The following is a 26,277-nucleotide window of genomic DNA, read 5'->3' as shown; positions in this document are numbered from 1 at the left end:
CGTGTCAATCCCTTGCCTTCGTGGCCTAGGGAAAACCCGCAGGAGCGGGCGCTCTCAGGCTTTCAGCTTGAGCAGATAGATCAGCGGGCCGGCCATTGCGGTGTCGGTTTCGAGGAAATTCTCGAAATCCTTGCCCTCCATCCAGAAGGGGTCCCAGTTGTTCTGTTTGATGGCTTTTTGCCACACATCGGTGGCGGTGGCGCGCCGCACCACCGTCAGCAGCGCCGCCTTGCGGTACGGCGGCACCTTGCGGCCGGTGAGCACGCCGCGCCAGTTGGCAAGGTCGGCTTCCACGCCCTGCTCGCGCACCGAGGCGATGCCCTGGAACGGCCGCTTCGACGACACGCCGATGGCGCGCAGCTTGCCGCTGGCCAGGCCCTCGCTGAACTCGCTGTAGCCGGAGATGCCGGCTGCGGCCTTGCCGGTTGCCAGCGCCTCGACCACTTCGGCGCCGCCGGGGTGCGCCTGGTAGACCAGCGACTGCGAAGCGTCGGCCACGCGCGCCAGCATGCCTGCGTACATGTGGTCCACGCCGCCGGCCGAGCCGCCCGCGATGACGGTGTTGGCTGCATCGGCGCGCAGCTGTGCGATCAAATCCTTCGGCGTCTTGATGGGCGAATCGGCCTTCACCGCCACCACCTCGTAGTCGCTGGTGAGGCGTGCGATCGGCGCCATGTTGGCCATCGTCACGGCGGGCTTCTGCAGCGCGACCGCGCCGACCATGACCATGCCGCTCATCAGCAGGGTGTCGGGGTCCGCATCGTATTTCTCGACGTACTTCGCCAGTCCGATGGTGCCGCCCTTGCCGCCGATGTTCTCGTACACCACGCTGCCGACCGCGCCGGACGCCAGCATCGCGGCGCCGAGCGCGCGACCCGTCTGGTCCCAGCCGCCGCCTTCATTGGCGGGAATCACGATGCGCAGCTTGCTGCTCACGGGTGCGTCGGCGGCGGAGGCGGTGCGCGGCCACAGTGCGGCATGTCCTGCGCCAGCGGCTGCGGCCGAGGCCGCGATCCATGCAGAGAAGCTGCGGCGGGAGAGGGGAACGGAACGCGACTGGGTCATCTTCTTTCCGGTTGCTGTGGGGTAAACCGGATGATGTCCGCGAAACGGCGCAATCCCGCGCGATGGCGGGCAGGACAAACCCTGAGGGCCCGACCTCTGTCGGGGCCCTCCGGAAGCCCTTCTTCTTACTGGAACGCCACCTCGGCAAAGCTGCGCAGCTTGCGGCTGTGCAGCCGCGTCGAGCCCTCTTCGCGCAGGATCTCGATGGCCCGCATGCCGATGCGCAGGTGCTGCTCCACGCGCTCGCGGTAGAAGTGGTTGGCCATGCCGGGCAGCTTGATCTCGCCGTGCAGCGGCTTGTCGCTCACGCACAGCAGGGTGCCGTAGGGCACGCGAAACCGGAAGCCGTTGGCCGCGATGGTCGCGCTTTCCATGTCGAGCGCCACCGCGCGGCTCTGGCTGAAGCGGCGCTGCGGCTGGTTGCCGGGCAGCAGTTCCCAGTTGCGGTTGTCGGTGCTGGCCACGGTGCCTGTGCGCATGATCTTCTTCAGGTCGGGCCCCTCGTAGCGCGTGACGTCGGCCACGGCCTTCTCCAGCGCGAGCTGGATTTCCGACAGCGCCGGAATCGGCACCCACAGCGGCAGCTCTTCGTCGAGCACGTGGTCTTCGCGCACGTAGGCGTGGGCCAGCACGTAGTCGCCGAGCTGCTGCGTGTTGCGCAGGCCGGCGCAGTGGCCCAGCATCATCCACGCATGCGGGCGCAGCACGGCGACGTGGTCGGTGATGGTCTTGGCATTGGCCGGGCCGACGCCGATGTTGACCATGGTGGTGCCGCTGCAGTCTTCGCGCACGAGGTGGTAGGCCGGCATCTGCGGCAGGCGCGGCGGCGCGGTGCCCTGGCTGCCGTCGAGCAGGTGGCCGTAGGTGGCGCTCGAACCGGCCGGCAGCCCGCGCCGGCGCGTGACAACGTTGCCGGGCTCGATGAAGGCGACGTACTCGCTGTTCTCGTCGGCCATGGCCTCGTGGCCCAGGCGCACGAACTCGTCGATGTAGAACTGGTAGTTGGTGAACAGCACGAAGTTCTGGAACCACTCGGGCGCAGTGCCCGAGTAGTGGCGCAGGCGGTGCAGCGAGTAGTCCACCCGCGCGGCCGTGAAGAGCGACAGCGGCTGCGCCTCGCCGTCGCGCGCCTCGTAGGTGCCGTTGGCGATGCCGTCGTCCATCACGCCCAGGTCGGGCAGGTCGAACACGTCGCGCATGAGGGCGCGGCGCTCGGCGCTCATGGTGCCTTCGATGTGGTCGTTCTCGGCAAAGGAGAAGTGGATGGGAATGGGCTGTGTGCTGGTGCCTACCTCGAGCTCGACCTGATGGTTTTCGAGCAGCAGGCGGAACTGGTCGAGGTAATAGCGCGAGAACAAATCGGGCCGCGTCAGCGTGGTCTCGTAGCGGCCGGGGCCAGCCACGAAGCCGTAGCTCAGACCAGCGTTGGCCGGCGGCGTGTGGCGCGAGACGGTGTGCGTGTGCACCCGCACGAAGGGGTAGCAGGCCCGCACCCGGCCCGGCAGCGCCTCGCCGGCAACGAAGCGCAGCATCGATTCGCGCAGATGGGCGAGGCCGCCCTGGTAGATGGCCTTGACCTGTTCGAGTGCAGCGGCGGCATCGGTGAAGCGGGCGGGAGCGACAAAGGTGGGCATGTAGGGCATGACGGCATTGTGCAATGCGGCCGCCGCTTCAGCCGGGGGCAGTCATGCCAGCAGGCAGGCGAGCACTTTTGTGAGCATGTCTTCTACATCGGTGGCCTGCACCGCGCCGGGCAATGCCACATCGCCATGCATCACGAACACCGGCTTGCCCCACTTGAGCCCCAGCGCCATCTCTGACAGCGTGCCCATGTTGCCGCCGATGGCGACCAGGCACACGCCGCTGCGCGCGACGATGCCGTTGCGCATCTCGCCCATGCCCGTGGGGATGGCCACGCTGAGCCATTCGTTGGCGTTGCGGTCGTCGTCCTCGGGCAGGATGCCCACGACGATGCCGCCGGCCTCCACGGCTCCGCGCGAGGCCGCGGCCATCACGCCGCCGCGCCCGCCGCAGACCACGGACATGCCCGCGCCGGCCAGCGCATGCGCCACCGCGTGGGCAGCCTCGCATTCGGCCGGGCCGCCGTCACCCGGGCCGATGATGGCCACGGGCTGGCGGTAGCGCTCGGGCCCCCGCTGCTTCTGCGCGAGGCGCGCCAGCGCCTCAGTGACTGGCGCCGACAGCACCACGCTCGCGCCTTCGCGTAAAGACATCGCCCACTCCCATCACGATCACACACACCACCATCAGTACCAGCGACAAGGCCGCCGCCACCGCGAAATCGGAACCGCCGTCGCCCACCTGCGCGAGCAGCATCAGCGGCAGGATGTTGAGCTGCGTGCCCACCAATGCCAGCGCCGTGCCGTAGGTGCCCATCGCGATCGCGGCCACCATGCAGGCGTTCGACAGCACCGAGGGCATCACCTCGGGCACCACCGTGTCCCAGAAGGCACGCGCTTTCGAAGCGCCCAAGGTGCGCGCCGCCTGCGCCGGGCGCAGGTCGAGGTTGGCGAACACCGGGTACAGCGACAGCGCCACGCGCGGGATCAGGTAGTAGGCATAGGCAAAGCCCAGGCCCGACACGCTGTAGATCCAGCTGCCGATGGCGGCCGGGTCACCGCCGAGGCCCGCGAGCAGCTGCGTCACGAAGCCCGCGCGGCCGAAGGCCAGGATGAAGCCGTAGGCAATCACCAGCCCCGAGAAGGCCAGCGGCAAGCCCAGCAAGGTCATCATCCATTGGCGTCGGCCTTCGGGCTGGCGTGCCAGTTCGATGGCGATGCAGGTGCCCACCAGCGCCGAGATCGCGCCCGCCGCGAGGCCGAGGCCCAACGTATTGCGCAGCGCGCCCAGGAACAGCGGGTTGCCGAACAGCCGCCCGAAGGCGCTGCCGCCCTCGGCGAAGGCTTCGGGCAGCAGCGCTGCGAGCGGCACCGCGAAGAAAAGCGCCATGAAGGCCCATGCGGGCCAGGCGCCAAAGCGTCGCATCACGGCCTGCTTACTTGCCCAGCGCGGCCTGCGCCCAGAGCTTGTCGACTTCGGCCTTGCGCTCGGAGGCCTTCACCACGTCGAGCGGCTTGATCTGCGGCGCGGCCGGCATCTTGGCCGCCACGTCGGCGCTCAGCGGCGTGCCCGGCACGGCGGGCCGCACGAAGCCCTGCGCGAACAGCGACTGGCCTGCCTCGCTCATGATGAAGTTGAGCCACAGCTTGCCGGCGTTCGGGTTCGGGCCGTTCTTCACGAGGCTGATGGCGTAGGGTGCGGCCACGCTGGCTTCCTTCGGGATCACGACTTCCACCGCGTCGCCCATGCCATCGACGTGCTTGGCCTTGAGGCCGTCGTTCTCGTAGCTGATCCACACCGGGATCTCGCCTTTCAGGAACTTGGCGTACGGCGTTGTGCCTTCCACGCGCAGCACATTGCCGGCCGAATGCAGCTTGCCGAGGTAGTCGGTGCCGGGCTGCACGTTGTCGACGCTTCCGCCGTTGGCGTAGGCCGCTGCAAAGGTCAGTACCTGGCCGATACCGGTGGAGCGCGGGTCGAGGTAAACCACCGTGCTCTTGAACTCCGGCTTGAGCAGATCGGCCCAGCCGGTGGGCACGGTCTTCACCAGCTTCTTGTTGACCAGGAAGGCGATGTTGAGCGTGTGGATGGTGAACCAGCGGCCCTCGGCCTCGCGGAACACGGGCGGCAGCTTGTCGAAGTTGACAGGCTTGAAGGGCGCGACCACGTCCTTCTTCGCGGCGTCGACGGCCGAGGCGGCGAAGTAGTAGGCGGTGTCGGCCTGCGGGCGGCGCTTGGTCTTCTCGAGCGCGACCACGGTGGCGGCGGAGCCGATGTCGTTGTAGGTCAGCTCGATCTCGGGATAGCGCTTCTTGAAGTCGCGGAACAGCGACTTCCAGTTGGCCCATTCGGGGCCGGTGTCGAAGGAGACGCACAGGCCTTCCTTCTGAGCCTCGGCGTACAGCGCCTTCTCGCCTGCGTAGAGCTCGGGGCCGTCGAAGGCGAAGGCGGTGCGTGCCGCGAGGGTTGCCAATGACAGTGCGGGCAGTGCGCCGGCGGCCTGGATCAGATGTCTGCGTTGCATGGTGGCTCCTTGAAGGAAAGGGTCAGTGGTCAAGTAAACGAAGGTGTTCGGGCGCGATGGCGATGGCTTCTGCAGCCGGCGCTGCCGACTCGGCAAGGAATGGCTTGCCCGCACCCGGCACCTCGAAGTCGTAGCGCGTGAGCGCACCCAGGTAGCGCTGCGCGCCGGTGCGGCCCGCGAGGCGGTTCACGGCGTCGGGCGCCGGGTCGGGCCGGATGTGTTCGGGGCGCACCAGCACGTGCAGCGCGGTGCCGAAGGGGCGGTGGCCGGTGTCGGCGAAGACTTCGGCAAAGCCCAGGTCCAGCCGGCCCGGCGAGGCCACCTTCGCGGGCAGGATCGTCGAGAGCCCGACGAACTCGGCCACCGCGCGGCTCGCGGGGTTCTCGTAGATCTCGCGCGGCGTGGCGATCTGCAGCAGCCGGCCGTCTTTCAGCATGGCCACGCGGTCGGCCATCACCAGCGCTTCTTCCTGGTCGTGCGTGACCAGCAGCGTGGTGGCGTTGAAGCGTTGCTGTATCGAGCGGATCTGGTCGCGCAGATGGCCGCGCACGCTGGCGTCGAGGGCCGACAGGGGCTCGTCGAGCAGCAGGGCGCGCGGGTCGATGGCCAGCGCGCGGGCAAGGGCCACACGCTGCTGCTGCCCGCCCGAGAGCTGTGCCACGGCGCGCTGCGAGAAGTCGCCCAGCCCCACGATGTCGAGCAACTCCTGCGCGCGCTTGCGCCGCTCGGCCGTTGCCAGCTTGCGCAGCTTGAGCCCGTAGGCCACGTTGTCGAGCACGCTCAAGTGCGGAAAGAGCGCATAGCTCTGGAACACCATGCCGATGTGGCGCTGGTGCACCGGCGTGCGCGACATGTCTTCGCCGCCGAGCATGATGCGGCCGGTGTGGCCCGTCTCCAGGCCCGCCACCAGCTTGAGCAGCGTCGACTTGCCCGAGCCGCTGGGCCCGATCACCGCCACGAGCTCGCCGGTGCGTACGTCGAGCGACACGTCGTGCAGGCCGTGCGTGCTGCCGGGGTAGTTGTAGCTGACGTTGTCGAACAGAAGACTCATGTGCGCTGCTTTACAAGGGAAGAAGAAAGAAGCGCCGACGCACTGGCCAGCACAAGAAGGATCACCGTGGCCGCGCAGGCAAAGCCCGTGGCGCCGTAGAAGGCCTGCAGCAGCACCACCGGGTAGGTGCGGTTCTGGAAGCTCGTGAGCAGGTTCGACACGCCGAACTCGCCCACCGAAATGGCAGCGACCATCACCAGCCCGCTGATCAGGCTCTGCCGCAGGCTCGGCAGCACGATGCCCGTGAACTGCTGCCAGCCCGAGGCGCCGAGCGTGGCGGCTGCCTGTTCGAGCCGGCCAAGGTCGAGGTGGCGCAGGTCGGTGAGCAGCGTGTTGGTGAGGTAGGGCAGGGTGAGGATCGCGTGCGCCGCGATCAGCAGCGGCATCGAGCCCAGCCAGGGCGCGAGGTCGGTGTTGAACACGATCATGTAGCCGAAGGCCAGCGTAATGGCCGGCACCGCCACCGGCGTGGCGCTCACGATGCGCGCCGCCAGGCTGCCGCCGCGCCGCGCGCCGTGATACAGCGCATAGGCCAGCGGCAGCGCCAGCACGGTGTTGATGGCGCAGGCAGCCATTGCCACCACGAGGCTGCTCACGAAGGCCTTGCGAAAGGAGGTGTCGAGCCAGAGGTCGACATACCACTGCCCCGTGATGCCCGTGGGCAGCAGCGTGTTGGTCCAGTTGCCGCCCACGCTGCCTACCAGCAGCAGGGCGATGGGCAGCAGCAGGTACAGGCCGTAGATGAGCGAGATGCCGCGGATCAAGGTTGTCTCCAATGTCATGGACACCCGGCATACTTTCCGGATGCGCTACTGTCCGCGCCGAGCATGCCGCCGCGTTGCCTCGAATTCTAGGAACCGCATGCGTACTTATGGGTGAAAGTTGGATGACGACACTTGAGCAATCGGAAAGCGTTTTTCATGCAGCTTTCACGAAGCGGAGCCATGCATGAAGCGCGACTGCCCCACCATCCAGGAGCTGCTGGCCTTCGACGCCGTGGCGCGCCACCAGAGCATCACGCTGGCGGCCGGCGCCCTGTGCATCACCGTGAGCGCTGTCAGCAAGCAGATCGCGGGGCTTGAGGCCTTCCTCGGCCGCGAGCTGCTGCAGAAGAACGGGCGCGGCGTGCAGCTCACGCCGCAGGGGCGCGTGTACTGGCAGAAGATCTCGGGCGGCCTGCGCGCCATAGAAACAGCGACTTTCGAGGCGCGCTCGGGCGACGCGGGCGCCGGGCTGCTCACGCTGGCAAGCGTGCCCACCTTCCTTACCAAGTGGCTGATCCCGCGCCTGCCCGCCTTCAGCCAGAAGAGCCGCCACGTGATGCTGAGCTTCAGCCGTCACCTGGAGCCGAGCGACGGCATTCCGGCGGGCGTGGACGCCGCGATCCGATACGGCCCCGACGGCTGGCCCGGCGTGGTGTCCGAATACATCGCGGGGCGCGAGTTCGTGTTGATCGTGGCGCGCTCGCTGGTCGAGGGGCGGCACCGCATCGCGCAGCCCGCCGACATCGTCGGCCACACGCTGCTGCATCACGAGGGTGCGCCCAGCGCCTGGCGCCAATGGGCCGCGCAGCACGGCGTGCCCGAAGTGCAGATCGTGGCCGGCCCGCGCTTCGCGCAGTATTCGGCGCTGATACAGGCGGCGCTCAACGGGCTGGGCATCGGCCTCGTGCCGAAGCTGCTGGTGCAGGAAGAACTCGCCGAAGGCTCGCTGCTGAGCCCGTGCGGCACGCCGGTGAGCGTGAACCAGGGTCACTACCTCTGCTACCGGCCCGACCGGCTCGACCTGCCGGCCTTCGCGGCGTTTCGCGAATGGCTGCTGGACGAAGGTCTGAAATCGCGCGGCGTGGAGACCGAGGCATGATCGCCGCGACAACCAAGGAATCGAACCGATGAAAGTCGCAGTCATGGGCGCCGGCGCAGTCGGCTGCTACTACGGAGCCATGCTGGCGCGCGCCGGGCATGAGGTGGTGCTGGTGGGGCGGCCTTCGCACGTAGAGGCCGTCAACGCCAAGGGGCTCCGGCTGGAGACCAAGGCCTTCGACGAATTCGTGAAGGTGGCTGCGAGCACCGAAGCCGATGCGGTGCAGGGCGCGGACCTCGTGCTGTTCTGCGTGAAGTCGACCGACAGCGAAGTGGCCGCCGCGCAGATCAAGCCGCATCTCGCGCCCGGTGCTCTGGTGCTCACCTTGCAGAACGGCGTCGACAACGACGAGCGCGTGCGCTCGGTGCTGCCGGCGAACGAGGTTGCCGCGGCGGTCGTCTACGTGGCGACCGAGATGGCGGGGCCGGGCCACGTGAAGCACCACGGGCGCGGCGAACTGGTGATCGCGCCCTCGCGCATGAGCGAACAGGTCGCGCAGCAACTCGTTGCCGCCGGCGTGCCCACGCAGATCTCGGGCAACGTGCGCGGCTCGCTGTGGGCCAAGCTGATCCTCAACTGCGCCTACAACGCGCTCTCGGCCGTCACGCAGCTGCCCTACGGCGTGCTCGCGAAGGGCCCGGGCGTGACCGACGTGATCCGTGACGTGGTGGCCGAGTGCTTCGCGGTTGCGAAGGCCGAAGGCGTCGAAGTGCCCGGCGATACCGACGCCGCCGTGCGCGGCATCGCGCAGAGCATGCCCTCGCAGTATTCGTCGACCGCGCAAGACCTCGCGCGCGGCAAGCTCAGCGAGATCGACCACCTCAACGGGCTGGTCGTACGGCGCGGCGAGGCGCTGGGCGTGCCCACGCCGGCCAATCGCGTACTGTTCGTGATGGTGAAGCTGCTCGAGGGCAAGCAGCAGGCGGTGCGCGCCTAGCCGGGCATCGGCTCGCGCATCGTCACAAATTCTTCAGCGGCCGTCGGGTGAATGCCCACGGTGCTGTCGAAGATCGCCTTCGTCGCACCCGCACGCATCGCCACCGCAAAGCCCTGCACCACTTCGCCCGCGTCCGCGCCCACCATGTGCAGGCCCACCACGCGGTCGCTCGCCTTGTCCACGATCAGCTTCATGAACGTGCGCTCGCTGCGGCCCGACAGCGTGTGGCGCAGCGACTTGAATTCGCTCGAGAACACCGTCACCTCGCCGAACTTCGCGCGTGCGTCGAGCTCGCTGTAGCCGCAGGTGCCGATGTTCGGGTGCGTGAATACGGCAGTGGGAATGAATTCGTAGTCGAGCCGGCGCTTGCCTTTGCCGAAGAGCTCGTCGACCACCACCATCGCCTCGGCCAGTGCCACCGGCGTGAGCTGCACGCGCGTGGACACATCGCCCACCGCGTAGATCGACGGCACCGAGCTGCGGTAGTGCGCATCGACCGCGATCGCGCCGCGCTCGTCGAGCTTCACGCCCGCTGCTTCGAGGCCGAGCCCCTGCGTGTTGGGCACGCGGCCGGTGGCAAAGAGCACCGTGTCGGCCTCGATCTGCTGGCCGCGCGCCAGCGTGACCGTGAGTCCGTGCGGCCCGCGCGTGACCGAGGCGGCTTCGCAGTTCAGCCGGATGTCGACGCCGGCCTTGCCCATCTCGTTCGCCAGGAACTGCCGCACGTCGTCGTCGAAGCCGGTGAGCAGGTGCGCGCGGCGGTGCAGCTGCGTGACCTTGGAACCCAGCCCGTTGAAGATCGATGCGAATTCACAGGCAATGTAGCCGCCGCCCACCACCAGCAGGCGCTTGGGGAACGGGTCGAGGTCGAACATCGCGTCGGAGGTCACGATGTGCTCGCGGCCCGGAATGTCGGGCACGAAGGGCGTGCCGCCGGTGGCCACCAGCAGGTGGCGCGCGGTGTGGCGCCGGCCGTCGATTTCCACCGTGTGGGCATCGACCAGCTGCGCCCATCCGGTGACGAGCGTGACGCCCGAGTTCTTCAGCAGCGAGGCATAGATGCCGTTGAGCCGCGTGATCTCTTTTGCGCGCTGCGCCTTCAGGTGCGCCCAGTCGAACTGCGGCGCCCCATGCAGCTTCCAGCCGTAGCCCGCGGCTTCCTCGAAAGACTCGGCATAGCCGGCCGCATAGCTGTAGAGCTTCTTGGGAATGCAGCCCACGTTGACGCAGGTGCCGCCGAGTTCGGCGGCCTCTGCGATGGCGACGCGGGCGCCGGTGTGCGCCGCCATGCGAGCGGCGCGAACGCCCCCGCTGCCGCCGCCGATGACGAAGAGATCGAAGTCGAATGTGGGCATGAAAGGCTTGCTCCTTGGCCGCCGACTGTAGCGGCGGGGCGAAGGCAGCGCTTTCAGCGGGGCTTGCGGTGGGGCGTTCTCAGCGCGAGTCCGGCGAGGTCCAGAGCTTGCGCGGATCGTCGCTGCGTTGGCCTTGCGGCTGCGGTTGGGGTGCGATGCCGCGCTGCTGCTGGAGCGCGCGCAGCTGGGCCTCCTGCGCCTGGCGCATTGCGTTCTGCTGGGCCTGCTGCTGGGCCTGCACCTGCTGCTGCGCCTGCGCGGCGCGCAACTGCATTTCCTGTTGCTGGCGGAGCATCTGTTGCTGGGCCAAGGCCTGCTGTTGGGCCGCGCGCTGTTGCTGGAGCTGCATCTGCTGCATTTGCTGTTGTTGAAGCAACTGTTGCTGCTGCTGGGCTTGGGCTTGTGCGGCACGCTGCTGCATTTCCTGCTGTTGACGCAGCGCCTGTTGCTGCTGGACCTGCAGTTGTTGTTGCTGCTGTTGCTGTTGCCAGCGCTCCTGCTCGCCGCGCTGGCGCCAGTCTTGTTGCGCCCGCCAATCCTGCTGTTGGCGCCATTCCTGTTGCTGACGCCCGCCCTGCTGGCGCTGCCATTCCATCTGCTGTTGTTGCTGCAGTTGCTGCTGTTGTTGAATCTGTGCGGCCTGCGCTGCGCGCTGCTGCATCAACTGCTGCTGTTGCGCCTGCTGGAACTGGACCTGCTGCTGCCGCGCCATCAGCGCCGCCGCCGGCGGCATCACCGCGGCGGGCCGGCCGAAGCCGCCGCCGAAGCCGTTGATGGCGATGCCCGGCGTGGGCGCCACCGGCCCGCGCGAGAAGCGGTCGTCCGGCAGCCGCACCAGGTCGCGCCGCCCGAAAGAGCCGCGGCCGAAACGGTCGGCGGGCAGCACAGTCACGGCGCCCGGCATCTGCTGGTTGGCATAGAAGTCGTTGCGGGCCTGCCGGTTGTAGATGGCCATGCGGTTCACCTGGTCCACATAGCGCTGGCTCGCGTGGTAGCCAGGGCGCCATTGCTCGCCCGGGGCCAGCGGGAACCAGCCCACGCCGTTGCGGCCGTTGCCGATCTGCACGCCAGCATTGGCACCGCCACCCACGAAGCCCACCAGCGCGGGCGAATACACCGGCCGCCCGTTCGGCCGCCCCGGCACCCAGCCCCAGCGCGGACCCACGCGCGCCCAGCGGCCGTAGTGGAAGGGCGCGAAGCCCCACGGCGCGGCGTCGACCCAGGTCAGCCCCCAAGGCGCGACATTGACCCACTGGCCGTCGCGGTACGGCGCCCAGTCGGCATCGACGTTGCGCGGGAACCAGACGTCGCCATAGGTGGCGTCGCTTTGCCAGTCGCCGTAGTTGTCGAGCTGCTGGTAGCCGACCACCTCGCGCGACACATAGCGCGCGGAGACCGACTGGTCTTCGAGGCGGTTGCGCTCGGCCACCCAGGCTTCAAAACCGCCGGTCTGCTGCGGCGCCCCGCCCACGGCCGAAAGGTCGCGGCCCGACACGGTGAGCTGCTGCCGCGCGCCCAGCGATTGAGATTGGCCGTTGTCGCCGTAGAGCGTGACGCGGCCCGAGGCCACCGCCACCCAGGTGGTGCCGGCGGCCGGATCGGATGCGATGCGGTATTCGCCCGGCTCGTCGATCACCACCGCGAGATTGCCGGTGTCGACCTCGACGCGCTGGCCCGCCAGATCGTCGCGCACGCGCAGCTGGAGGTTGCCCTGGTTCGAGGTGATGCGCGCCGTGTCGTCGTCGAGTTCGGAAAACTCCACATGCGTCTGCCCGTCGAGCCGCAGTGCCGCCGAGCCGATGTACAGCTCGGCCCGCGCGTTGCGGTCGGTCCAGAGGCGGTCACCGGTGGTGATGGGGCGGTTGGGCTGCGCGTCGTACCAGCTGTCTTCGCCGGCAGGCGCGAAGCTCACCGTGCCCTGCTGGAAGTTGAGGCGGGCGACGCGGCCCGGCGGGTCTTGCTGCGCGCTGGCCGCGAGGCCGACGCACAGCAGCGCCAGGCCGAGCAGCCATCGGCGCGGGGCGGAAAGCATGGAAATGGCGGGTTGGCTCATGGCGTTGTTCTCTGATCCTCGGGACGATGCGAAAGCGCTGTGTTTGTAACGCGCGAGAATCCGCTGCCGCTGTCACCGCCTGCCCACTGCTTGGTGAAGCGCGCGTGCATTCGGCAACCGGCTGTAAGGAGGGATACCCATGAAAGACCAGAAAAACGCATGCCCCACGAGCGTCGCGCGCTCCCGAAACAATAGCGTGACTGCGCTGTGCCTCGTGGCCGCGGCGGTAACTCTTGCGGCCATTCCCGCGACCGCCATTGCCCAACTGGCGCGCAAGCCGTCTTACTACCAGCAGCAGAACCAGCCGCAGCCTGAAGGCCCGGCCGCGCAGCTCGTGCCGCGCCCTTCGGTGCCGTCGTCGCTGCCCGCGCTGCGCAGCCAGGGCGACTTCGACCAGATGGCGCGCGTCTATGACGCCGGCACGCCCATGCAGCTCGCGCACGTTCTGTTCGCCATCGACCGGCAGGCCAAGCCGGCGCGCATGTACTACATCGACACGCCGCGCTACCAGCTGCACGTGCGCTTCCTGCGCGACACCCGGCTGGTGCCGAGCACCGCCAAGCGCGAGATCGACCGCAACTACCTCGTGCCCGACCGCCGCTTCCTGTTCGGCACGCTGAGCTGGCAGCAGAACATCGGCACCTTCACCTACGAATTCTGGGAAGGCGACCGGCTCACCGCGCCGCTGCTGCGGCAGGCCGACGCGCAGGTCAAGGCCAGCTTCTTCGCGCCGGTGAAGTTCAAGACCAACTCCACGCTGCACGAGCGCGTGGCGAAGGAAGCCGGCATCGACTCCGTGAGCCAGGAGGCGCTGATCCGCGAGCAGCCTTTTCTGCCGCTGAACCTGGGCACCGCCACCGGCCGCGTGCGCATCGTGGATGATGAATCCGGTATCAACGCGCTGCTGCCCGACGACATCGCCGTGCTGCGCCAGGTGCCGATCAGCCTGCCGCCGGTGGCGGGCGTGCTGACCGAGCGGCCCTCGACCGCGCTCTCGCACGTCAACCTGCTGGCCAAGGGCTGGGGCATTCCGAACGCCTATGTGCGCGACGCCGCCACGGTGCTGAAGGCGCACGCGGGCCAATGGGTCGCGTTGAAGGTGGCTGCCTCGGGCTACCAGGTGCGCCGCCTCACGCCTGAAGAGATCGCGGCGCTGCCACCGCGCGCCGTGCGCACAGCGTCCACCGGCGCCACGCCCGGCAGCGCGCGCGCCGTCAAGCCCGACCTGCGCGAAACCCGCCTGCTGCCGCTGGCGTCACTGCGTGCGCGCAACAACGCGCAGTGCGGCACCAAGGCCGCGAACCTCGGCGCCATGCTGGCCGCGCACATTCCGGGCACCTCGGTGCCCGACGGCTTCTGCATTCCGTTCGCGCACTACGACCGCTTCATGCGCGCCAACGGCCTGGCCGAGCGCATCGCGCGCATGCAGCAGCAGCCCGGCTTCGCGAGCGATCCGAAGATTCGCCAGAAGGCGCTGGCGCAGTTGCGCGACGAGATCGTGCAATGGCCCGTCGATGCCGCCACCGCGGCGGCATGGCGTGCCGCGTGGCAGTCGCAGCTGGGCGGTAGTGGCGTGTTCGTGCGCAGTTCGTCCAACTCCGAAGACCTGCCCGGCTTCAGCGGCGCGGGGCTCTACACCACGGTGCCCAACGTCAAGACCGGCGACGCGCTCGAAGTTGCGGTGAAGAAGGTCTGGGCCTCGGTCTTCAACCCCGAAGCCTGGGAAGCCCGCAGCGCCGCGGGCTTCGGCGCAGAGTCGGTACTGATGGGCGTGTTCGTGCAGACCGCCATCGACTCGACCAACGCCGGCGTGATGATCACGCGCGACCCCTTCGACGCGGGGCATCCGCACGTCACCTACATCTCGGCCAAGCGCGGCATCGGCATCCGCGTGGTCGAGGGGCAGCGCGTGGCGGAGCAGGTGATGTACTCGAGCTGGTCGAAGGCTATCCAGGTGCTGAGCCGCTCGGCCGAAGAAACCTCGTTGCAGCTCGACAAGGAGGGCGGGGTGAAAGAGGTGCCGGTGGAGGTGGGGCGCAACGTGCTTACGGACGAGCTGGTGGTGCGGCTTGCCAACGTGGGCGCGGCTGTGAAGCGAACGTTCAACGCGGTCGATCAGGACATCGAGTGGGCCACCGTGGGCGACCGCATCGTGCTGCTGCAGGCTCGGCCGTATGTGGAGCGGCGGCGCTGAGCCAGCGTTGCGCAGGCTCTGGTCGCCGCCCACCGGCGTCGGCCTTCAACCGTACAGATACTGCGGCAGCCAAAGCGTCAGCCCCGGCCAGATGTACATGAACACCATGCACAGGATCACGATCAGCATGTACGGCATCATCCCCGCGAAGATCTGGTTGATCGTCACGTGCGGTGGCGACACTCCCTTCAGGTAGAAGGCCGACATCGCCACCGGCGGCGAGAGGAATGCCGCCTGCAGGTTCACGAACACCAGCACGCCGAACAGCAGCGGGTCGATCTGGAAGTGCGCGAGCAGCGGCAGGAAGATGGGCACGAAGATCACGATGATCTCGGTCCACTCCAGCGGCCAGCCCAGCACGAAGATGATCGCCTGCGACAGCAGCAGAAACTGCAGCGGGGTGAGGTTCATGCCCATCACCCACTCTTCGATGATGCGCTGGCCGCCCAGCAGCGCGAACACCGCCGAGAACAGCGCCGAGCCCACGAACAGCCAGCAGACCATCGAGGTGGTCTTGAGCGTGAGAAACACCGCCTCCTTGGTCTTCTTGAAGTCGAGCGTGCCGGCTTGCCATGCCATGAGAAAGGCGCCGGCCGCGCCGACCGCGGCCGACTCGGTGGCGGTGGTGATGCCGAACAAGATCACGCCCAGCACCACCAGCGTCAGCGTGGCCAGCGGCATGACCGACGACACCAGCATGCGCAGGATCTCGAATTGCTCCGCGTCCATGCGCCAGTAGTACCAGGAGAGCAGTGCGAGCGTGAAGAGACTGGCCAGCAGGAAGCCTGTGTAGAAGGCTTCGGGCACTGCGGCGGTCTTCGGTGCATCGACGGCTTCGCCTAGTTGTTGCAGGCCACCTTCCGCAGCAGGCGGCGCTGAAGGGGCCTCGCTGCCGGGTGGTTCCTCGACGCCGCCGGGAGGCTCCTGCAGGCCGCCTTCCGATGCGGACTCTTTCGGCTCGTCGGACGTGGGTGGTTCAGCGAGCCCGGTGCCGGAGGCCTCGGGCGATGCAGCAGCGGCCGGGGCTTCGGCCTTCTGCGTCGCCTGTTGCTCCGCGACCGTCGGTGCGTTGTTGTCCTTCTGCGAGTAGATCGTCACGTACCACCACACCGAGCCCAGCGTCGCAACTGCGAGCGCCAGCGGCACCAGCGCATTCAGCAGGCTGCGCAGCAGCAGCCACCAGGTGATGCGCACGCCTTCCGCCGCACCGCGCATGGCACGCGCGGGCGACACCACGGCCGCGAACAGCGCCGGCAGCATGCGCGGCGAATAGCTCGCCGCAATGTGCGCAACCCACGGCGTGACCGGCGCGCGCTGCTGGTCGGGCGGCAGCTTGGGCGCCACCTTCGGCTGCAGCAGCGCCCAGCCGATCACGTAGAGCAGGTAGAGAAATGCGAGGAAGAAGCCCGGGAACATGGCAGCCGCATAGAGCTTGACCACCGACTGCCCGGCCACTGCCGCGTACACGATGATCATCACCGAGGGCGGAATGAGGATGCCGAGCGTGCCGCCCGCGGTGATCACGCCGGCCGCGAGCCGCGTGTCGTAGCCTGCGTTGAGCATCGGCCGCATCGCGATCACGCCCATCAGCACCACCACCGCGCCGACCAGGCCGCTGGCGATGCCCCAGAAGGTGCAGACGATCAGCGTGGTCACCGCGAGAGAGCCCGGCACGCGGCGGAACGCGAGCTGCACGCTGTGGAACATCTTGTCCACCAGCGCGCCGCGCTCCATCACGTAGCCCATCAGCACGAACAGCGGTATCGAGAGCAGCGTCTCGTTGGTCATGGCGCCGAAGGCGCGCTGCACCATCAGGTCGAAGACCTTGTTGTCGAGCCAGGGCGAGGCAGGGTCGTAGAAGGCGATGAAGCCGAAGAACATGCCCAGCCCCATCAGCGTGAACGCCGTGGGAAAGCCGAGCATGATCACGACCACGATCAGCCCAAGCATCAGGAGGCCGAGTGCGGGTTCGCTCATGCCGCACCTCCAGTCGTGTCGCTCTTGCGCTGCTGCGCGGCCTGCTCGATGGCCTTGGCCTTGTCGATCACCTCGCGCTTGTCGGCTTCATCGACGTAGCTGCTGCCGGCGAGCTGCTCGCCGACCACGTCCATTTCTTCCGCGTCCTTCAGGCGGGGTGTCCACACGCCGGTCTTCAGGCACAGCGCGCAGCGCACCATCTCGGCGATGCCCTGCAGCAGCAGCACCGCGCCGGCCACGGGAATCACGAACTTGAACGGGTACACCGGGATCGGGTCGGCGTTGAAGGTCTGCTCGTGCATCGCCAGCGATTCGCCGAAGTAGGTCCAGCCCGACCAGGTGAGCGCCACCACGCCGGGCAGGAAGAAGAGCGCGAACAGCACGAGATCGAGCGCGGCCTGCGTGCGCGGCTTCATGCTGCCGTAGAAGAAGTCGCCGCGCACATGGCCGGCCTGTGAGAGCGTGTAGGCGCCGCCCATCATGAAGAGCGTGCCGTAGAGCATGTTGTTGGCGTCGAAGATCCAGGCGGTGGGCGCGTTGAGCGCATAGCGCTTGAACACCTCGCCGCACACCAGCAGCATCAGCGCCACGATGAACCACGAGAAGGTCTTGCCCACGACCATGCTGAACCGGTCGACGGTGTGGAGGAAGCGTTGGATGGTCATGAAGGCACGGGAAAACAGCAAAGCACGCATCGGAAAGCCAGCCATCCGGAGCGTTCCGTGTGGCCGGCGCGAACTGTCACCGAGAGATTCTTCAGGCCTTCTTTTTACTGAAGTAGTGGTTGTAGGCCATCTTGAAATCGACGCCGTAGTCGTTCTGCCACTGCAGCGCACGCTCTGCGAACACGCGCTGCGACTCCAGCACCTTCTTGAACAGCGGGTTCTCCTCGGCCTTCTTCGCCACGGTCTTGTCCCAGGCCGCGAGCTGCGCGCGCAGCACTGCGTCAGGCGTCTTGTAGAACTTGATGCCGGCCTTCTTCATGTCGGCGTAGTCCTGCGAGTTGCGCTGCACCGCCTTCCAGCTCATGTCGGCGCTCGCGGCCTGCACCGCGTAGTCGATGATCGAGCGCAGCTCCTGCGACAGCGCGCTGTACTTGCCCTTGTTGAACAGCACCTCGAACTGCTCGCCCGACTGGTGGAAGCTCTGCAGCATGCAGTTCTTCACCACGTCGGGGAAGCCCAGCGTGCGGTCGCTCGACGCGTTGTTGAACTCGGCCGCGTCGATCAGCCCGCGGTCCAGCGCGGGCACGATCTCGCCGCCGGGCAGCGGGTTCACCGCCGTGCCCATCTCGGTGAACATGTCGACCGCCAACCCGACGGTGCGGAACTTCAGGCCCTTCATGTCCTCGACCTTGGCCACCGGCTTCTTGAACCAGCCCAGCGGCTGCGTGGGCATCGGGCCGTAGAGGTACGACACCACTTCCATGTTCAGGCTCTTGTAGATCTCGTCGAGCAGCGCCTTGCCGCCGCCGTAGTTGTGCCAGGCCAGCACGGTGTTGGCATCCATGCCGAAGCCCGGGCCCGAGCCCCACAGCGCGAGCGCCGAGTTCTTGCCGTAGTGGTAGGCCACCACGCCATGGCCGCCGTCGAGCGTGCCCTTGTTCACCGCCTCCAGCAGCTGGAAGGCGGGCACCACGGCGCCCGAGGGCAGCACTTCGATCTTGAGGCGCCCGCCAGCCATGTCATTGACCTTCTTGGCGAAGTCATTGGCGTACTCGTGGAAGATGTCCTTGGCGGGCCAGGTGCTCTGGAAGCGCAAGGATGTGGTCTGAGCCACGCTGACCATCGGCACCGACATGGCGCCTGCGGCCACGGCTGCACCCTTGAGGAGGTTGCGGCGGCGGGGTGATTTGCTGTCTGTCATGTTGTCTCTCTCCAAACAAGTTCTGATGACGAAGAAACCCTGCCCGCCCCTTGGAGTTATGTTTGGCAGGTCCAAGCCGCATCTTTGGCGCGCAGGAAAACGTGACAAACAGGGTTTTCACGAACTGGTGAAAAATTCCACCATCCGGCGAGGGCATCGGGCAACGTAAAGACGGCCGCTGCCTGGGAAGTAACCCTATTCATTTGAAGGACGCAGAGAAATGACTGAACCAGTTGGGGAAAAAGGCTATGCCGGCGACGTGACGCCCGAGCAGGCCGCGCAGTGGGTGGCCAGCGGCGAGGCCGTGTTGGTCGACGTGCGCACCGACGCCGAACGCGAATGGGTCGGCTACGTGCCCGGCGCCGTGCCTCTGGCCTGGAAGCAATGGCCGGGCATGGCGATGAACGCCGCGTTCGACGACGGCATCCGCGCCGCCGCCGAAGGCAAGAAGAAGCTGGTGCTGCTGTGCCGCAGCGGCGTGCGCTCCATCTCCGCCGCCAAGCGCGCGACGGAACTGGGTGTTGAGGCCTACAACATCCTCGAAGGCTTCGAGGGGAACCCGGACGAGCAGGGGCATCGTGGGCAGATTGGCGGCTGGCGCAAGCGTGGGCTGCCCTGGAAGCAGAACTAGGGATTCCTGTTCGGGGCGCGCTCACGCCGACGGGGTACCTTGCTCCGCGAATGTCCCCCGGCCTTCGGCCTCCTCCTTTATTTCGCTGCGCAAGGCACCCCATCGGCGTGAGCGTTCAGAGCACTGGTTGATCGGCCAGCACCGCAGCCGCGCCCATGTGCGAATGGCACCGGGTGCTCCCCGTAGCGAAATAAAGGAGGAGGCCGAAGGCCGGGGGACATTCGCGGAGGGGAGTACCCGGTGTCATTCGCACGCACCCCGGAAAGAAACAAAAAAGGCCCACCGAAATCGGTAGGCCTTTTGCCGATCGAAGAACGAAAGATCAGCTCAGCGCAGGAATGCGCAACTTCTGCCCCGGATAGATCTTGTCCGGGTGCGTCAGCATCGGCTTGTTGGCCTCGAAGATCGCGTTGTATTTGTTGGCATCGCCGTAGTACTTCTTCGAGATGGCCGACAGCGTGTCGCCCCTTACCACGTCGTGGTACTGCGCGGGCGGCGCGGCCGGAGCGACGAGGTTGTTCTCGACACTTGTCACATTGGCAACGTTGCCAGCGGCCAGCGAGGCTTTCTCGCTGGCTTCCTGCGAGGGCGCCTGGCCGGCGAGGGTGACCACGCCGCTGCTGGCCGTGTAGGTAACCTCGAGGCCCGTGAGGCCGAGGTTCTGCGTCTCGATGTAGGTCTTGATGGCTGCTGCCGCCGCAGCATTGGCGTCGGGCGTGGCGGCCTGCGCCGACGATCCGCCGAACAGTTTCTCGCCCGCCTCCTTGATGAAACTCAGCAATCCCATGGCTTTCTCCTTGTGCGGTGGTGGATGGAATTGGCGAATGTAGCGGCGGAACACCGAGGGCCGGCGTAGGCCCATGCCGCGTGTGTCAGCGACGCGCCAGCAGGAATAGACACAAAGTCGCAATAATCCCGCGCATGTCATCCCCCTTCCTCGCCATCGACATCGGCAACACCCGCCTCAAATGGGCGCTCTACGACTCGGCCCGCCCCGGCGCCGCGTTGCAGGCGCAGGGCGCCGAATTCCTCGACCACATCGAACGGCTGGCCGACGGCCCCTGGGCCGACCTGCCTTCGCCCGGCTCCATGCTGGGCTGCGTGGTGGCCGGCGACGCGGTGCGGCGGCGCGCCGAAGAACAGATCGTCGAGCGCTTCGACTGCACTCCCCGCTGGGTGATGCCCAGCGCTGGCGAGGCCGGCATCGTCAACGGCTACGACCATCCCACGCGCCTGGGCGCCGACCGCTTCGTGGCGATGATCGGCGCGCGCCACCGCATGCTGGCCGAGAGACCCGGGCAGCCGCCGCGGCCGATGGTGGTGGTGCTGATCGGCACGGCCGTGACCGTCGAGGCGATCGACACCGAAGGCAAGTTCCTTGGCGGCCTGATCCTGCCGGGCCACGGCATCATGCTGCGCGCGCTGGAGTCGGGCACGGCGGGGCTGCACGTGCCCACCGGCGAAGTGCGCGAATTTCCCACCAACACCAGCGATGCGCTCACCAGCGGCGGCACCTACGCCATTGCCGGCGCGGTCGAACGCATGGTGCAGCACGTGCGCTCGCACTGCGGCATGGAGCCGGCCTGCTACATGACCGGCGGTGCGGGCTGGAAGATGGCGCCCGTCATGAACGGGCACTTCGAGCTGGTCGAGAGCCTGATCATGGACGGCCTCCTGGTCATTGCCCGCGAGCGGGCATCGGCCTGAGCTTCAGGGGCGCATCAGCGCCTCGGCCATCGCCTGGAACGCGGGCAGCGTCAGCGGATCGTTCGCGCCGTTGGCCGCTACCGGGTGCGCCGCATAGCGAACGATCACCATCTCGGCCTTCGGGTCCACATAGATGCTCTGGCCGTGGATGCCGCGCGCCATGTATGCACCGTGCGGGTTGTGCGACACCCACCACATGTCGCGGTACGACCAGCCCTTGAGCAGCGGATAGCCGGCCTTCACGAACTTCGCCGGGTCGCCGCCGCGCTGGATGTCTTCCACCACCGCCTTCGGAATGGCCTGCTGCCCGTTGGGTGCACGGCCGCCGTTGCGCATGGTCTCGCCGAAGCGCGCGAGGTCGCGCAGCACGGTGTTGAAGCCACCGCCGCCCGACTCGGTGCCGATGCGGTCGACCATGAAGTAGGCGTCCTGCTCGGCGCCGATGCGGCGCCAGATCTTCTCGCTCAGCAGATCGGCCAGCGACTGGTTGCTGGCGCGGCGCACGATCCAGGCCAGCACCTCGGCGTTGACGGTCTTGTAGGCGAACGCGTCACCGTGCTCGCCTTCCTTCTTCAGCGTGACCAGGAATTCGTAGAACGACTTGGGGCCGGTGTAGTTCTGGCCCTGGGTGAGCATGCCGCCGGCACGGGCGTAGTCCCAGATCTCGGCCTTGGGGTCGGCGTAGTTCTCGGAGTAGTGCACGCCCACGGTCATGTCCATCACCTGGCGCACGGTGGCGTCGCCGTAGGCCGTGTCCTTGAGCTCGGGGATGTACTTGGTGACGGGCGCGGCCGGGTCCAGCTTGCCCTCGTCAGCGAGGATGGCCGCCAGCGTGCCCACGAAGGACTTGGTGACCGACATCGCGATGTGCGGACGCTCGGCCGTGAGCGCGCCGAAGTACTTCTCGTAGACCACCTTGCCGCGGTGCAGCACCAGGATGCCGTCGGTGTAGGTGCCGGAGATCATCTGGGCGAAGTTGAGCGTCTGGTCGCTGCCCAGGGGTTTGAACGTGACGGCCTCGATCTGGACCGGCGAGGTGCCCGACGGCAGCGGGCTGGCCGCGCCGTTGCCGCGCCACACGTTGGCGGTGGGCACCGTCTCGCGCACGTGCGAGAAGCTCCAGCGCGTGCGCGGAAACACGCCGCCGGCCGGGTTGTCGAAGGTGATGAGCTTGTCGGGCGCGGGCGGGAAGCCCTTCATCCAGCCCAGCGCGTCGACCGAGGTGGCCGCGGGGTCTGGCAGCGCGGGGGGCGTGGGCGTCTGGGCGGAGGTTGTGTTCACGGCGAGCAGGGTGAAGGCGGCGGCAAGCGCCGTGCGAATGAAGAGGGACATGTTGTTGTTCTGGATGAAGAAGGGGATCAACGGCCGCTGAACCGCGCCGGGCGGCGCTCGATGAAGGAGCGCACGCCCTCGGCGGCATCCTCGCTGTTCGACAGGCGCTTCTGCGTCTCGATGAACTCCGACACCGCTGCCAGCGGCCCCTGCTCGACCGCCTTGATCACATTGAGCCGCGTGGCCACCACCGCCAGCGGTGCCTGTGCCGCGATGCGCTGCGCAATGGCCAGCGCCGCATCGAGCTCCTGCCCGGCCGGCACCACCTTCTGCACGAAGTTGAGGCGATAGGCCTCGGCGCTGTCGAACTCATCTGCCGTGAGCAGGTGCAGCATCGCGTTGCCCACGCCCGCGCGCTCGGCCATGCGCAGCGTGGCGCCGCCCGTGGCCATGATGCCGCGCTGCACTTCCATCTGCGAGAAGCGGCAGTTGTCGGCCGCCACCACGATGTCGGCGCCCAGCATCAGCTCGATGCCCACCGTGAAGCAGATGCCTTTCACCGCCACCACCATCGGCTTGGTGCGGCGGCGGTAGTCGGGCAGGCCGAAGTCGTGCGGCTCCACCAGGCCGGCCGGAATGGCCTTCTCGCCGCGCTTCATGTACTCGGTGACCGCCGGCAGGTCGAGGCCCGCCGTGAAGTGGTCGCCGAAGGCGTGCAGCACGCCCACGCGCAGGTTCGGGTCGTCGTCGAGCCGGGTGTAGGCCTCGGCCAGCTGCTTGAACATCGGCGGCGTCCAGCCGTTGCGCTTGGCGGGGCGGTTGATGCCGATCAGCAGCACGTGGTCGAGCACCTGGGTGTCGATGCAGCCTTCTGCCGGTGGGGTGGTGGGGGTCGCAGTCATCGGTCTTGTCTCCATGTTGTTGTTATGGCTGCGCGGCTCAGTACGTGTACACGCCGCGGCCGGTCTTGCGGCCGAGCTGGCCGGCTGCCACCATTTCCTTCAGCAGCGGGCAGGGGCGGTACTTGGAATCGCCGAACTGCTCCAGGTACACCTCCATCACGGCCAGGCACACGTCCAGGCCGATCATGTCGGCCAGTGCCAGCGGGCCGATGGGCTGGTTGCAGCCCAGCTTCATGCCGGCATCGATGTCTTCCGCCGTGGCGATGCCCTCGGCCAGCACGAAGAAGGCCTCGTTGATCATCGGCACCAGGATGCGGTTGACCACGAAGCCCGGCGCGTTCTTCACCGTGATCGGCGACTTGCCGAGCGTCTCGGCCAGCGCCTTCACCGCGTCGTGCGTGGCGTCGCTCGTGAGGTAGCCGCGAATCAGCTCCACCAGCGCCATCATCGGCACCGGGTTGAAGAAGTGCATGCCGATGAAGCGGTCGGGGCGCGAGGTGGCGGCCGCCAGTTGCGTGATCGAGATCGACGAGGTGTTCGACGCGATGATCACCTCGGGCGCCAGCATGTCGTCGACCTGCTTGAGGATCTTGAGCTTGAGCGCGTGGTTCTCGGTGGCGGCCTCGATCACCAGCTGCGCGCTCTTCAGGTCTTCGTAGTTGGTCGAGCCCTGGATCAGCGCCAGCGCGGCGGTCTTCTGCTCGGTGGTGAGCTTTTCCTTCTTGATCAGGCGGTCGAGGCTGCCCGACACGGTGGCCAGGCCCTTGTCGACCGCCGCCTGGGCGATGTCGACCATCACCACCTTCACGCCGGCCACCGCGCAGGCCTGCGCGATGCCGTTGCCCATCGTTCCGGCGCCGATGATGCCGACAGTCTGGATAGCCATGAGAGAACTCCTTGAAGAAAACAAAAAGGGGGGTGCACGCAGCTGGCGCCACGGCAAAACATCGATTGTGAAGCAGCCCCGCAGCCGCGCCGTTGCCGTGTGCGACACCGGCGGCCCGCCGGTGGCTTACAGTGCGGCGTTGCTTTTCCCTGCTCGTTTTCCCGCTCTTTTCGACCCTCCGACCATGACCACCCTCGGCACCCCCCTTTCCCCCTCTGCAACCCGCGTGATGCTCCTGGGCTCCGGCGAACTAGGCAAGGAGGTGCTGATCGCCCTGCAGCGCCTCGGCGTCGAGACCATTGCCGTCGACCGCTATGAGAACGCCCCCGGCCAGCAGGTGGCGCACCACGCGCGCACCATCACCATGAGCGACCCCGAGCAGCTCAAAGCGCTGATCGAGGCCGAGAAGCCCACGCTGGTGGTGCCAGAGATCGAGGCCATCGCCACGCCCATGCTGCAGCAGCTCGAAGACGCCGGCGTGGTGCGCGTGATTCCCACGGCCCGCGCCGCCCGCCTGACGATGGACCGCGAAGGCATCCGCCGCCTGGCCGCCGAGACGCTGGGCGTGCCGACCAGCCCCTACAAGTTCTGCGACTCGCTGGCCGAGCTGCAAGCGGCCATCGACGGCGCGGACGGGAAAGGTATTGGCTACCCCTGCATCGTCAAGCCCGTGATGAGCAGCTCCGGCAAGGGCCAGAGCAAGATCGACGGCCCCGCCGACGTGCAGAAGGCCTGGGACTACGCCATGGCCGGCGGCCGAGTGAGCCATGGCCGCGTGATCGTCGAGGGCTTCATCGACTTCGACTACGAGATCACGCTGCTTACCGTGCGCGCCAAGGATGCCGGCGGCGCTGTGCAGACGCAGTTCTGCGACCCCATCGGCCATGTGCAGGTGAGCGGCGACTACGTGGAAAGCTGGCAGCCGCACCCCATGGCGCCCGCCGCGCTGCAGAAGGCCCAGCAGATCGCACAGGCCGTGACGGCCGACCTGGGCGGCCAGGGCCTGTTCGGCGTCGAGCTGTTCGTGAAGGGCGACGAGGTCTGGTTCAGCGAAGTCAGCCCGCGCCCGCACGACACCGGCATGGTCACCATGGCCACGCAGTGGCAGAACGAGTTCGAACTGCATGCGCGCGCCATCCTCGGCCTGCCGGTCGACACCTCCCTCAAGAGTCCGGGTGCCAGCGCGGTGATCTACGGCGGCGTGGACGCCACCGGCATCGCCTTCGACGGCGTGGCCGAGGCGCTGCAGGTGCCCGGCAGCGACATCCGCCTGTTCGGCAAGCCCGAGAGCTTCCTGAAGCGCCGCATGGGCGTGGCGCTGGTGCACGCGGCCGACATCGACACGGCCCGCAAGCTCGCCAAGGAAGCCGCCTCGCGCGTGAAGCCGCGCAAGGCATAGCCAGTTTTCGCAAGCCGCGCCGCAACGGCGCGGGCATGGTCGAGTGGTTCCACCGGAGACACCATGCTGCACCCCCAGGCTCGCGCCTTGCTCGACTTCATCGAGGCGCGCGGCATTCCGCCGACGCACACCCTGTCGCCCGCTGACGCGCGGACCTTCTACCGTGAGCGCCGCGTCGCCACGCAGCCGCTGCCGGCCGAAGTGGCCGAGGTGCGCGATCTGGCCGCCGACGGCCCGCACGGCACCATTCCGGTGCGGCTCTACCGGCCGCTCGGCTCTGGCGCAGGCCCGCTGCCGGTGCTGGTGTACTACCACGGCGGTGGCTGGGTCATCGGCGACCTCGACACGCACGACGTGCTGTGCCGCGAGCTGGCCAACGGCGCGGGCTGCGCTGTCGTCGCGGTCGACTACCGCATGGGCCCGGAGCACCGCTTTCCCGCCGCCGTCGACGACGTGCTGGCCGCTACCCGGTGGGTGCGCCGCGAGGCCGCGGCGCTGGGGCTCGATGCGAGCCGGCTCGCAGTCGGCGGCGACAGCGCCGGTGGCAACCTTGCGGCGGTGGTGTCGATCGCCGCGCGCGATGCTGGCGACCTGCCCATTGCCTTCCAGTTGCTGATCTACCCGGCCACCGACATGCGGCGCGGCCATGCCTCGCACCAGACGAACGGCCAGGGCTATCTGCTGACGGCAGACACCATCCGCTACTTCCACGACCACTACATCACCGACCCGGCGCACGACCTCGACTGGCGCGCTTCGCCGCTGTTGCACACCGACCTGTCGAAGCTGCCGCCCGCACTGGTGCTCACGGCCGGCTACGACCCGCTGCGCGACGAAGGGCTGGCCTATGCGGAGGCGCTCACGGCCGCGGGCAACCGCGCCATGTACGTGTGCTTCGAGCGCCAGATCCATGGCTTCGTGCCCATGGGCAAGGTGCTCGACGAGGCCAACACCGCAGTGGCGCTTTGCGCCGCCGAACTGCGCCGCGCACTGGCACCGGCCTAGGGAAAGTCC

General features: G+C 67.8%; 23 protein-coding genes. 7 read left to right on the top strand and 16 right to left on the bottom strand.

Going from position 1 to position 26,277, the window contains the following annotated elements:
- Positions 1 to 54: 54 nt before the first annotated feature.
- The 7 genes from ACN9MV_RS30340 to ACN9MV_RS30310 all read right to left on the bottom strand — a co-directional run bounded on the left by ACN9MV_RS30340 (position 55) and on the right by ACN9MV_RS30310 (position 7,003).
- Positions 55 to 1,065 carry a Bug family tripartite tricarboxylate transporter substrate binding protein gene (locus ACN9MV_RS30340; protein WP_176928987.1) on the bottom strand — a complete coding sequence of 337 codons (1,011 nt, stop codon included), beginning with the start codon at positions 1,063 to 1,065 and terminating at the stop codon, positions 55 to 57.
- 125 nt (positions 1,066 to 1,190) lie between these two features.
- Positions 1,191 to 2,708: an AMP nucleosidase gene (locus ACN9MV_RS30335; RefSeq protein WP_426390659.1), complete on the bottom strand. Its 1,518-nt coding sequence runs from the start codon at positions 2,706 to 2,708 to the stop codon at positions 1,191 to 1,193.
- 42 nt (positions 2,709 to 2,750) lie between these two features.
- On the bottom strand, positions 2,751 to 3,299 hold the full coding sequence (locus ACN9MV_RS30330; protein ID WP_426390658.1) for a TIGR00725 family protein: 549 nt from the start codon (positions 3,297 to 3,299) through the stop codon (positions 2,751 to 2,753).
- A complete protein-coding gene (locus ACN9MV_RS30325) occupies positions 3,250 to 4,071 on the bottom strand; it encodes an ABC transporter permease (protein ID WP_093058689.1) in 822 nt (273 codons plus the stop codon). The genes ACN9MV_RS30330 and ACN9MV_RS30325 overlap by 50 nt, the downstream gene beginning before the upstream one ends.
- A 10-nt stretch (positions 4,072 to 4,081) precedes the next feature.
- Positions 4,082 to 5,170, bottom strand: a complete 1,089-nt coding sequence (locus tag ACN9MV_RS30320) for an extracellular solute-binding protein (protein ID WP_093179806.1) — start codon at positions 5,168 to 5,170, stop codon at positions 4,082 to 4,084.
- Positions 5,171 to 5,192: 22 nt separating this feature from the next.
- Positions 5,193 to 6,221 carry an ABC transporter ATP-binding protein gene (locus tag ACN9MV_RS30315; protein WP_426390657.1) on the bottom strand — a complete coding sequence of 343 codons (1,029 nt, stop codon included), beginning with the start codon at positions 6,219 to 6,221 and terminating at the stop codon, positions 5,193 to 5,195.
- Positions 6,218 to 7,003 (bottom strand): ABC transporter permease, encoded by a 786-nt coding sequence (locus ACN9MV_RS30310; RefSeq protein WP_093058692.1) that lies wholly within the window; start codon positions 7,001 to 7,003, stop codon positions 6,218 to 6,220. Before ACN9MV_RS30310 ends, ACN9MV_RS30315 begins: the two co-directional genes overlap by 4 nt.
- A 166-nt stretch (positions 7,004 to 7,169) precedes the next feature.
- On the opposite strand from ACN9MV_RS30310, the gene ACN9MV_RS30305 reads away from it, so the two are divergent.
- Together ACN9MV_RS30305 and ACN9MV_RS30300 are read left to right on the top strand one after the other, a co-directional pair.
- Positions 7,170 to 8,084, top strand: a complete 915-nt coding sequence (locus ACN9MV_RS30305) for a LysR substrate-binding domain-containing protein (protein ID WP_093179812.1) — start codon at positions 7,170 to 7,172, stop codon at positions 8,082 to 8,084.
- 28 nt (positions 8,085 to 8,112) lie between these two features.
- A complete protein-coding gene (locus tag ACN9MV_RS30300) occupies positions 8,113 to 9,021 on the top strand; it encodes a ketopantoate reductase family protein (RefSeq protein WP_426390656.1) in 909 nt (302 codons plus the stop codon).
- On the opposite strand, the gene gorA is transcribed toward ACN9MV_RS30300, so the two are convergent.
- Entirely contained in the window at positions 9,018 to 10,376 is a 1,359-nt protein-coding gene (gorA, locus tag ACN9MV_RS30295; protein WP_093179816.1) for a glutathione-disulfide reductase, read from the bottom strand. The genes ACN9MV_RS30300 and gorA overlap by 4 nt on opposite strands.
- 79 nt (positions 10,377 to 10,455) lie before the next feature.
- Positions 10,456 to 12,429, bottom strand: coding sequence for a DUF6600 domain-containing protein (locus tag ACN9MV_RS30290; protein ID WP_426390655.1), 1,974 nt, complete (start codon positions 12,427 to 12,429; stop codon positions 10,456 to 10,458).
- A 139-nt stretch (positions 12,430 to 12,568) separates the two neighbouring features.
- Between ACN9MV_RS30290 and ACN9MV_RS30285 the strand changes: the two genes are divergently transcribed.
- The gene (locus ACN9MV_RS30285) at positions 12,569 to 14,623 is read left to right on the top strand and encodes a PEP/pyruvate-binding domain-containing protein (protein WP_426390654.1); all 2,055 of its coding nucleotides are present in this window, start codon (positions 12,569 to 12,571) and stop codon (positions 14,621 to 14,623) included.
- Positions 14,624 to 14,668: 45 nt separating this feature from the next.
- Here the strand turns inward: ACN9MV_RS30285 and ACN9MV_RS30280 are convergent, their stop codons facing one another.
- The 3 genes from ACN9MV_RS30280 to ACN9MV_RS30270 form a co-directional block, all read right to left on the bottom strand.
- A complete protein-coding gene (locus ACN9MV_RS30280; RefSeq protein WP_093081035.1) occupies positions 14,669 to 16,600 on the bottom strand; it encodes a TRAP transporter large permease in 1,932 nt (643 codons plus the stop codon).
- Complete coding sequence (locus ACN9MV_RS30275; protein WP_426390653.1) at positions 16,597 to 17,265, bottom strand: TRAP transporter small permease subunit; 669 nt, start codon at positions 17,263 to 17,265, stop codon at positions 16,597 to 16,599. Before ACN9MV_RS30275 ends, ACN9MV_RS30280 begins: the two co-directional genes overlap by 4 nt.
- Before the next feature lie 91 nt (positions 17,266 to 17,356).
- Positions 17,357 to 18,466 (bottom strand): TRAP transporter substrate-binding protein, encoded by a 1,110-nt coding sequence (locus ACN9MV_RS30270; protein ID WP_093058699.1) that lies wholly within the window; start codon positions 18,464 to 18,466, stop codon positions 17,357 to 17,359.
- 220 nt (positions 18,467 to 18,686) lie between these two features.
- Here ACN9MV_RS30270 and ACN9MV_RS30265 point away from each other — a divergent pair, with 220 nt between their 5' ends.
- Entirely contained in the window at positions 18,687 to 19,097 is a 411-nt protein-coding gene (locus ACN9MV_RS30265) for a rhodanese-like domain-containing protein (protein WP_093058700.1), read from the top strand.
- A 322-nt stretch (positions 19,098 to 19,419) separates the two neighbouring features.
- Here the strand turns inward: ACN9MV_RS30265 and lysM are convergent, their stop codons facing one another.
- Positions 19,420 to 19,884: a peptidoglycan-binding protein LysM gene (lysM, locus tag ACN9MV_RS30260; RefSeq protein WP_093058701.1), complete on the bottom strand. Its 465-nt coding sequence runs from the start codon at positions 19,882 to 19,884 to the stop codon at positions 19,420 to 19,422.
- 134 nt (positions 19,885 to 20,018) lie between these two features.
- Here lysM and ACN9MV_RS30255 point away from each other — a divergent pair, with 134 nt between their 5' ends.
- On the top strand, positions 20,019 to 20,804 hold the full coding sequence (locus ACN9MV_RS30255; RefSeq protein WP_093058702.1) for a type III pantothenate kinase: 786 nt from the start codon (positions 20,019 to 20,021) through the stop codon (positions 20,802 to 20,804).
- Between the two features lie 3 nt (positions 20,805 to 20,807).
- On the opposite strand, the gene ACN9MV_RS30250 is transcribed toward ACN9MV_RS30255, so the two are convergent.
- The 3 genes from ACN9MV_RS30250 to ACN9MV_RS30240 are packed head-to-tail and all read right to left on the bottom strand — an operon-like array spanning position 20,808 to position 23,864.
- Positions 20,808 to 22,136, bottom strand: a complete 1,329-nt coding sequence (locus ACN9MV_RS30250) for a serine hydrolase domain-containing protein (RefSeq protein WP_426390652.1) — start codon at positions 22,134 to 22,136, stop codon at positions 20,808 to 20,810.
- A gap of 26 nt (positions 22,137 to 22,162) precedes the next feature.
- Complete coding sequence (locus tag ACN9MV_RS30245) at positions 22,163 to 22,978, bottom strand: crotonase/enoyl-CoA hydratase family protein (protein WP_093208455.1); 816 nt, start codon at positions 22,976 to 22,978, stop codon at positions 22,163 to 22,165.
- 37 nt (positions 22,979 to 23,015) lie between these two features.
- Entirely contained in the window at positions 23,016 to 23,864 is an 849-nt protein-coding gene (locus ACN9MV_RS30240) for a 3-hydroxybutyryl-CoA dehydrogenase (RefSeq protein ID WP_093058704.1), read from the bottom strand.
- Between the two features lie 184 nt (positions 23,865 to 24,048).
- Between ACN9MV_RS30240 and purT the strand changes: the two genes are divergently transcribed.
- Both purT and ACN9MV_RS30230 read left to right on the top strand, forming a co-directional pair.
- Positions 24,049 to 25,263 carry a formate-dependent phosphoribosylglycinamide formyltransferase gene (purT, locus tag ACN9MV_RS30235; RefSeq protein ID WP_093081045.1) on the top strand — a complete coding sequence of 405 codons (1,215 nt, stop codon included), beginning with the start codon at positions 24,049 to 24,051 and terminating at the stop codon, positions 25,261 to 25,263.
- Positions 25,264 to 25,326: 63 nt separating this feature from the next.
- Positions 25,327 to 26,268 carry an alpha/beta hydrolase gene (locus tag ACN9MV_RS30230; protein WP_093058706.1) on the top strand — a complete coding sequence of 314 codons (942 nt, stop codon included), beginning with the start codon at positions 25,327 to 25,329 and terminating at the stop codon, positions 26,266 to 26,268.
- The last annotated feature ends 9 nt before the right edge of the window (positions 26,269 to 26,277 follow it).

The organism is Variovorax sp. R-27, assembly GCF_049913215.1.
Classification (GTDB): Bacteria; Pseudomonadota; Gammaproteobacteria; order Burkholderiales; family Burkholderiaceae_C; genus Variovorax.
The sequence above is the reverse complement of the archived record's forward strand: the minus strand, read 5'-3'. Positions and strand labels throughout refer to the sequence as shown.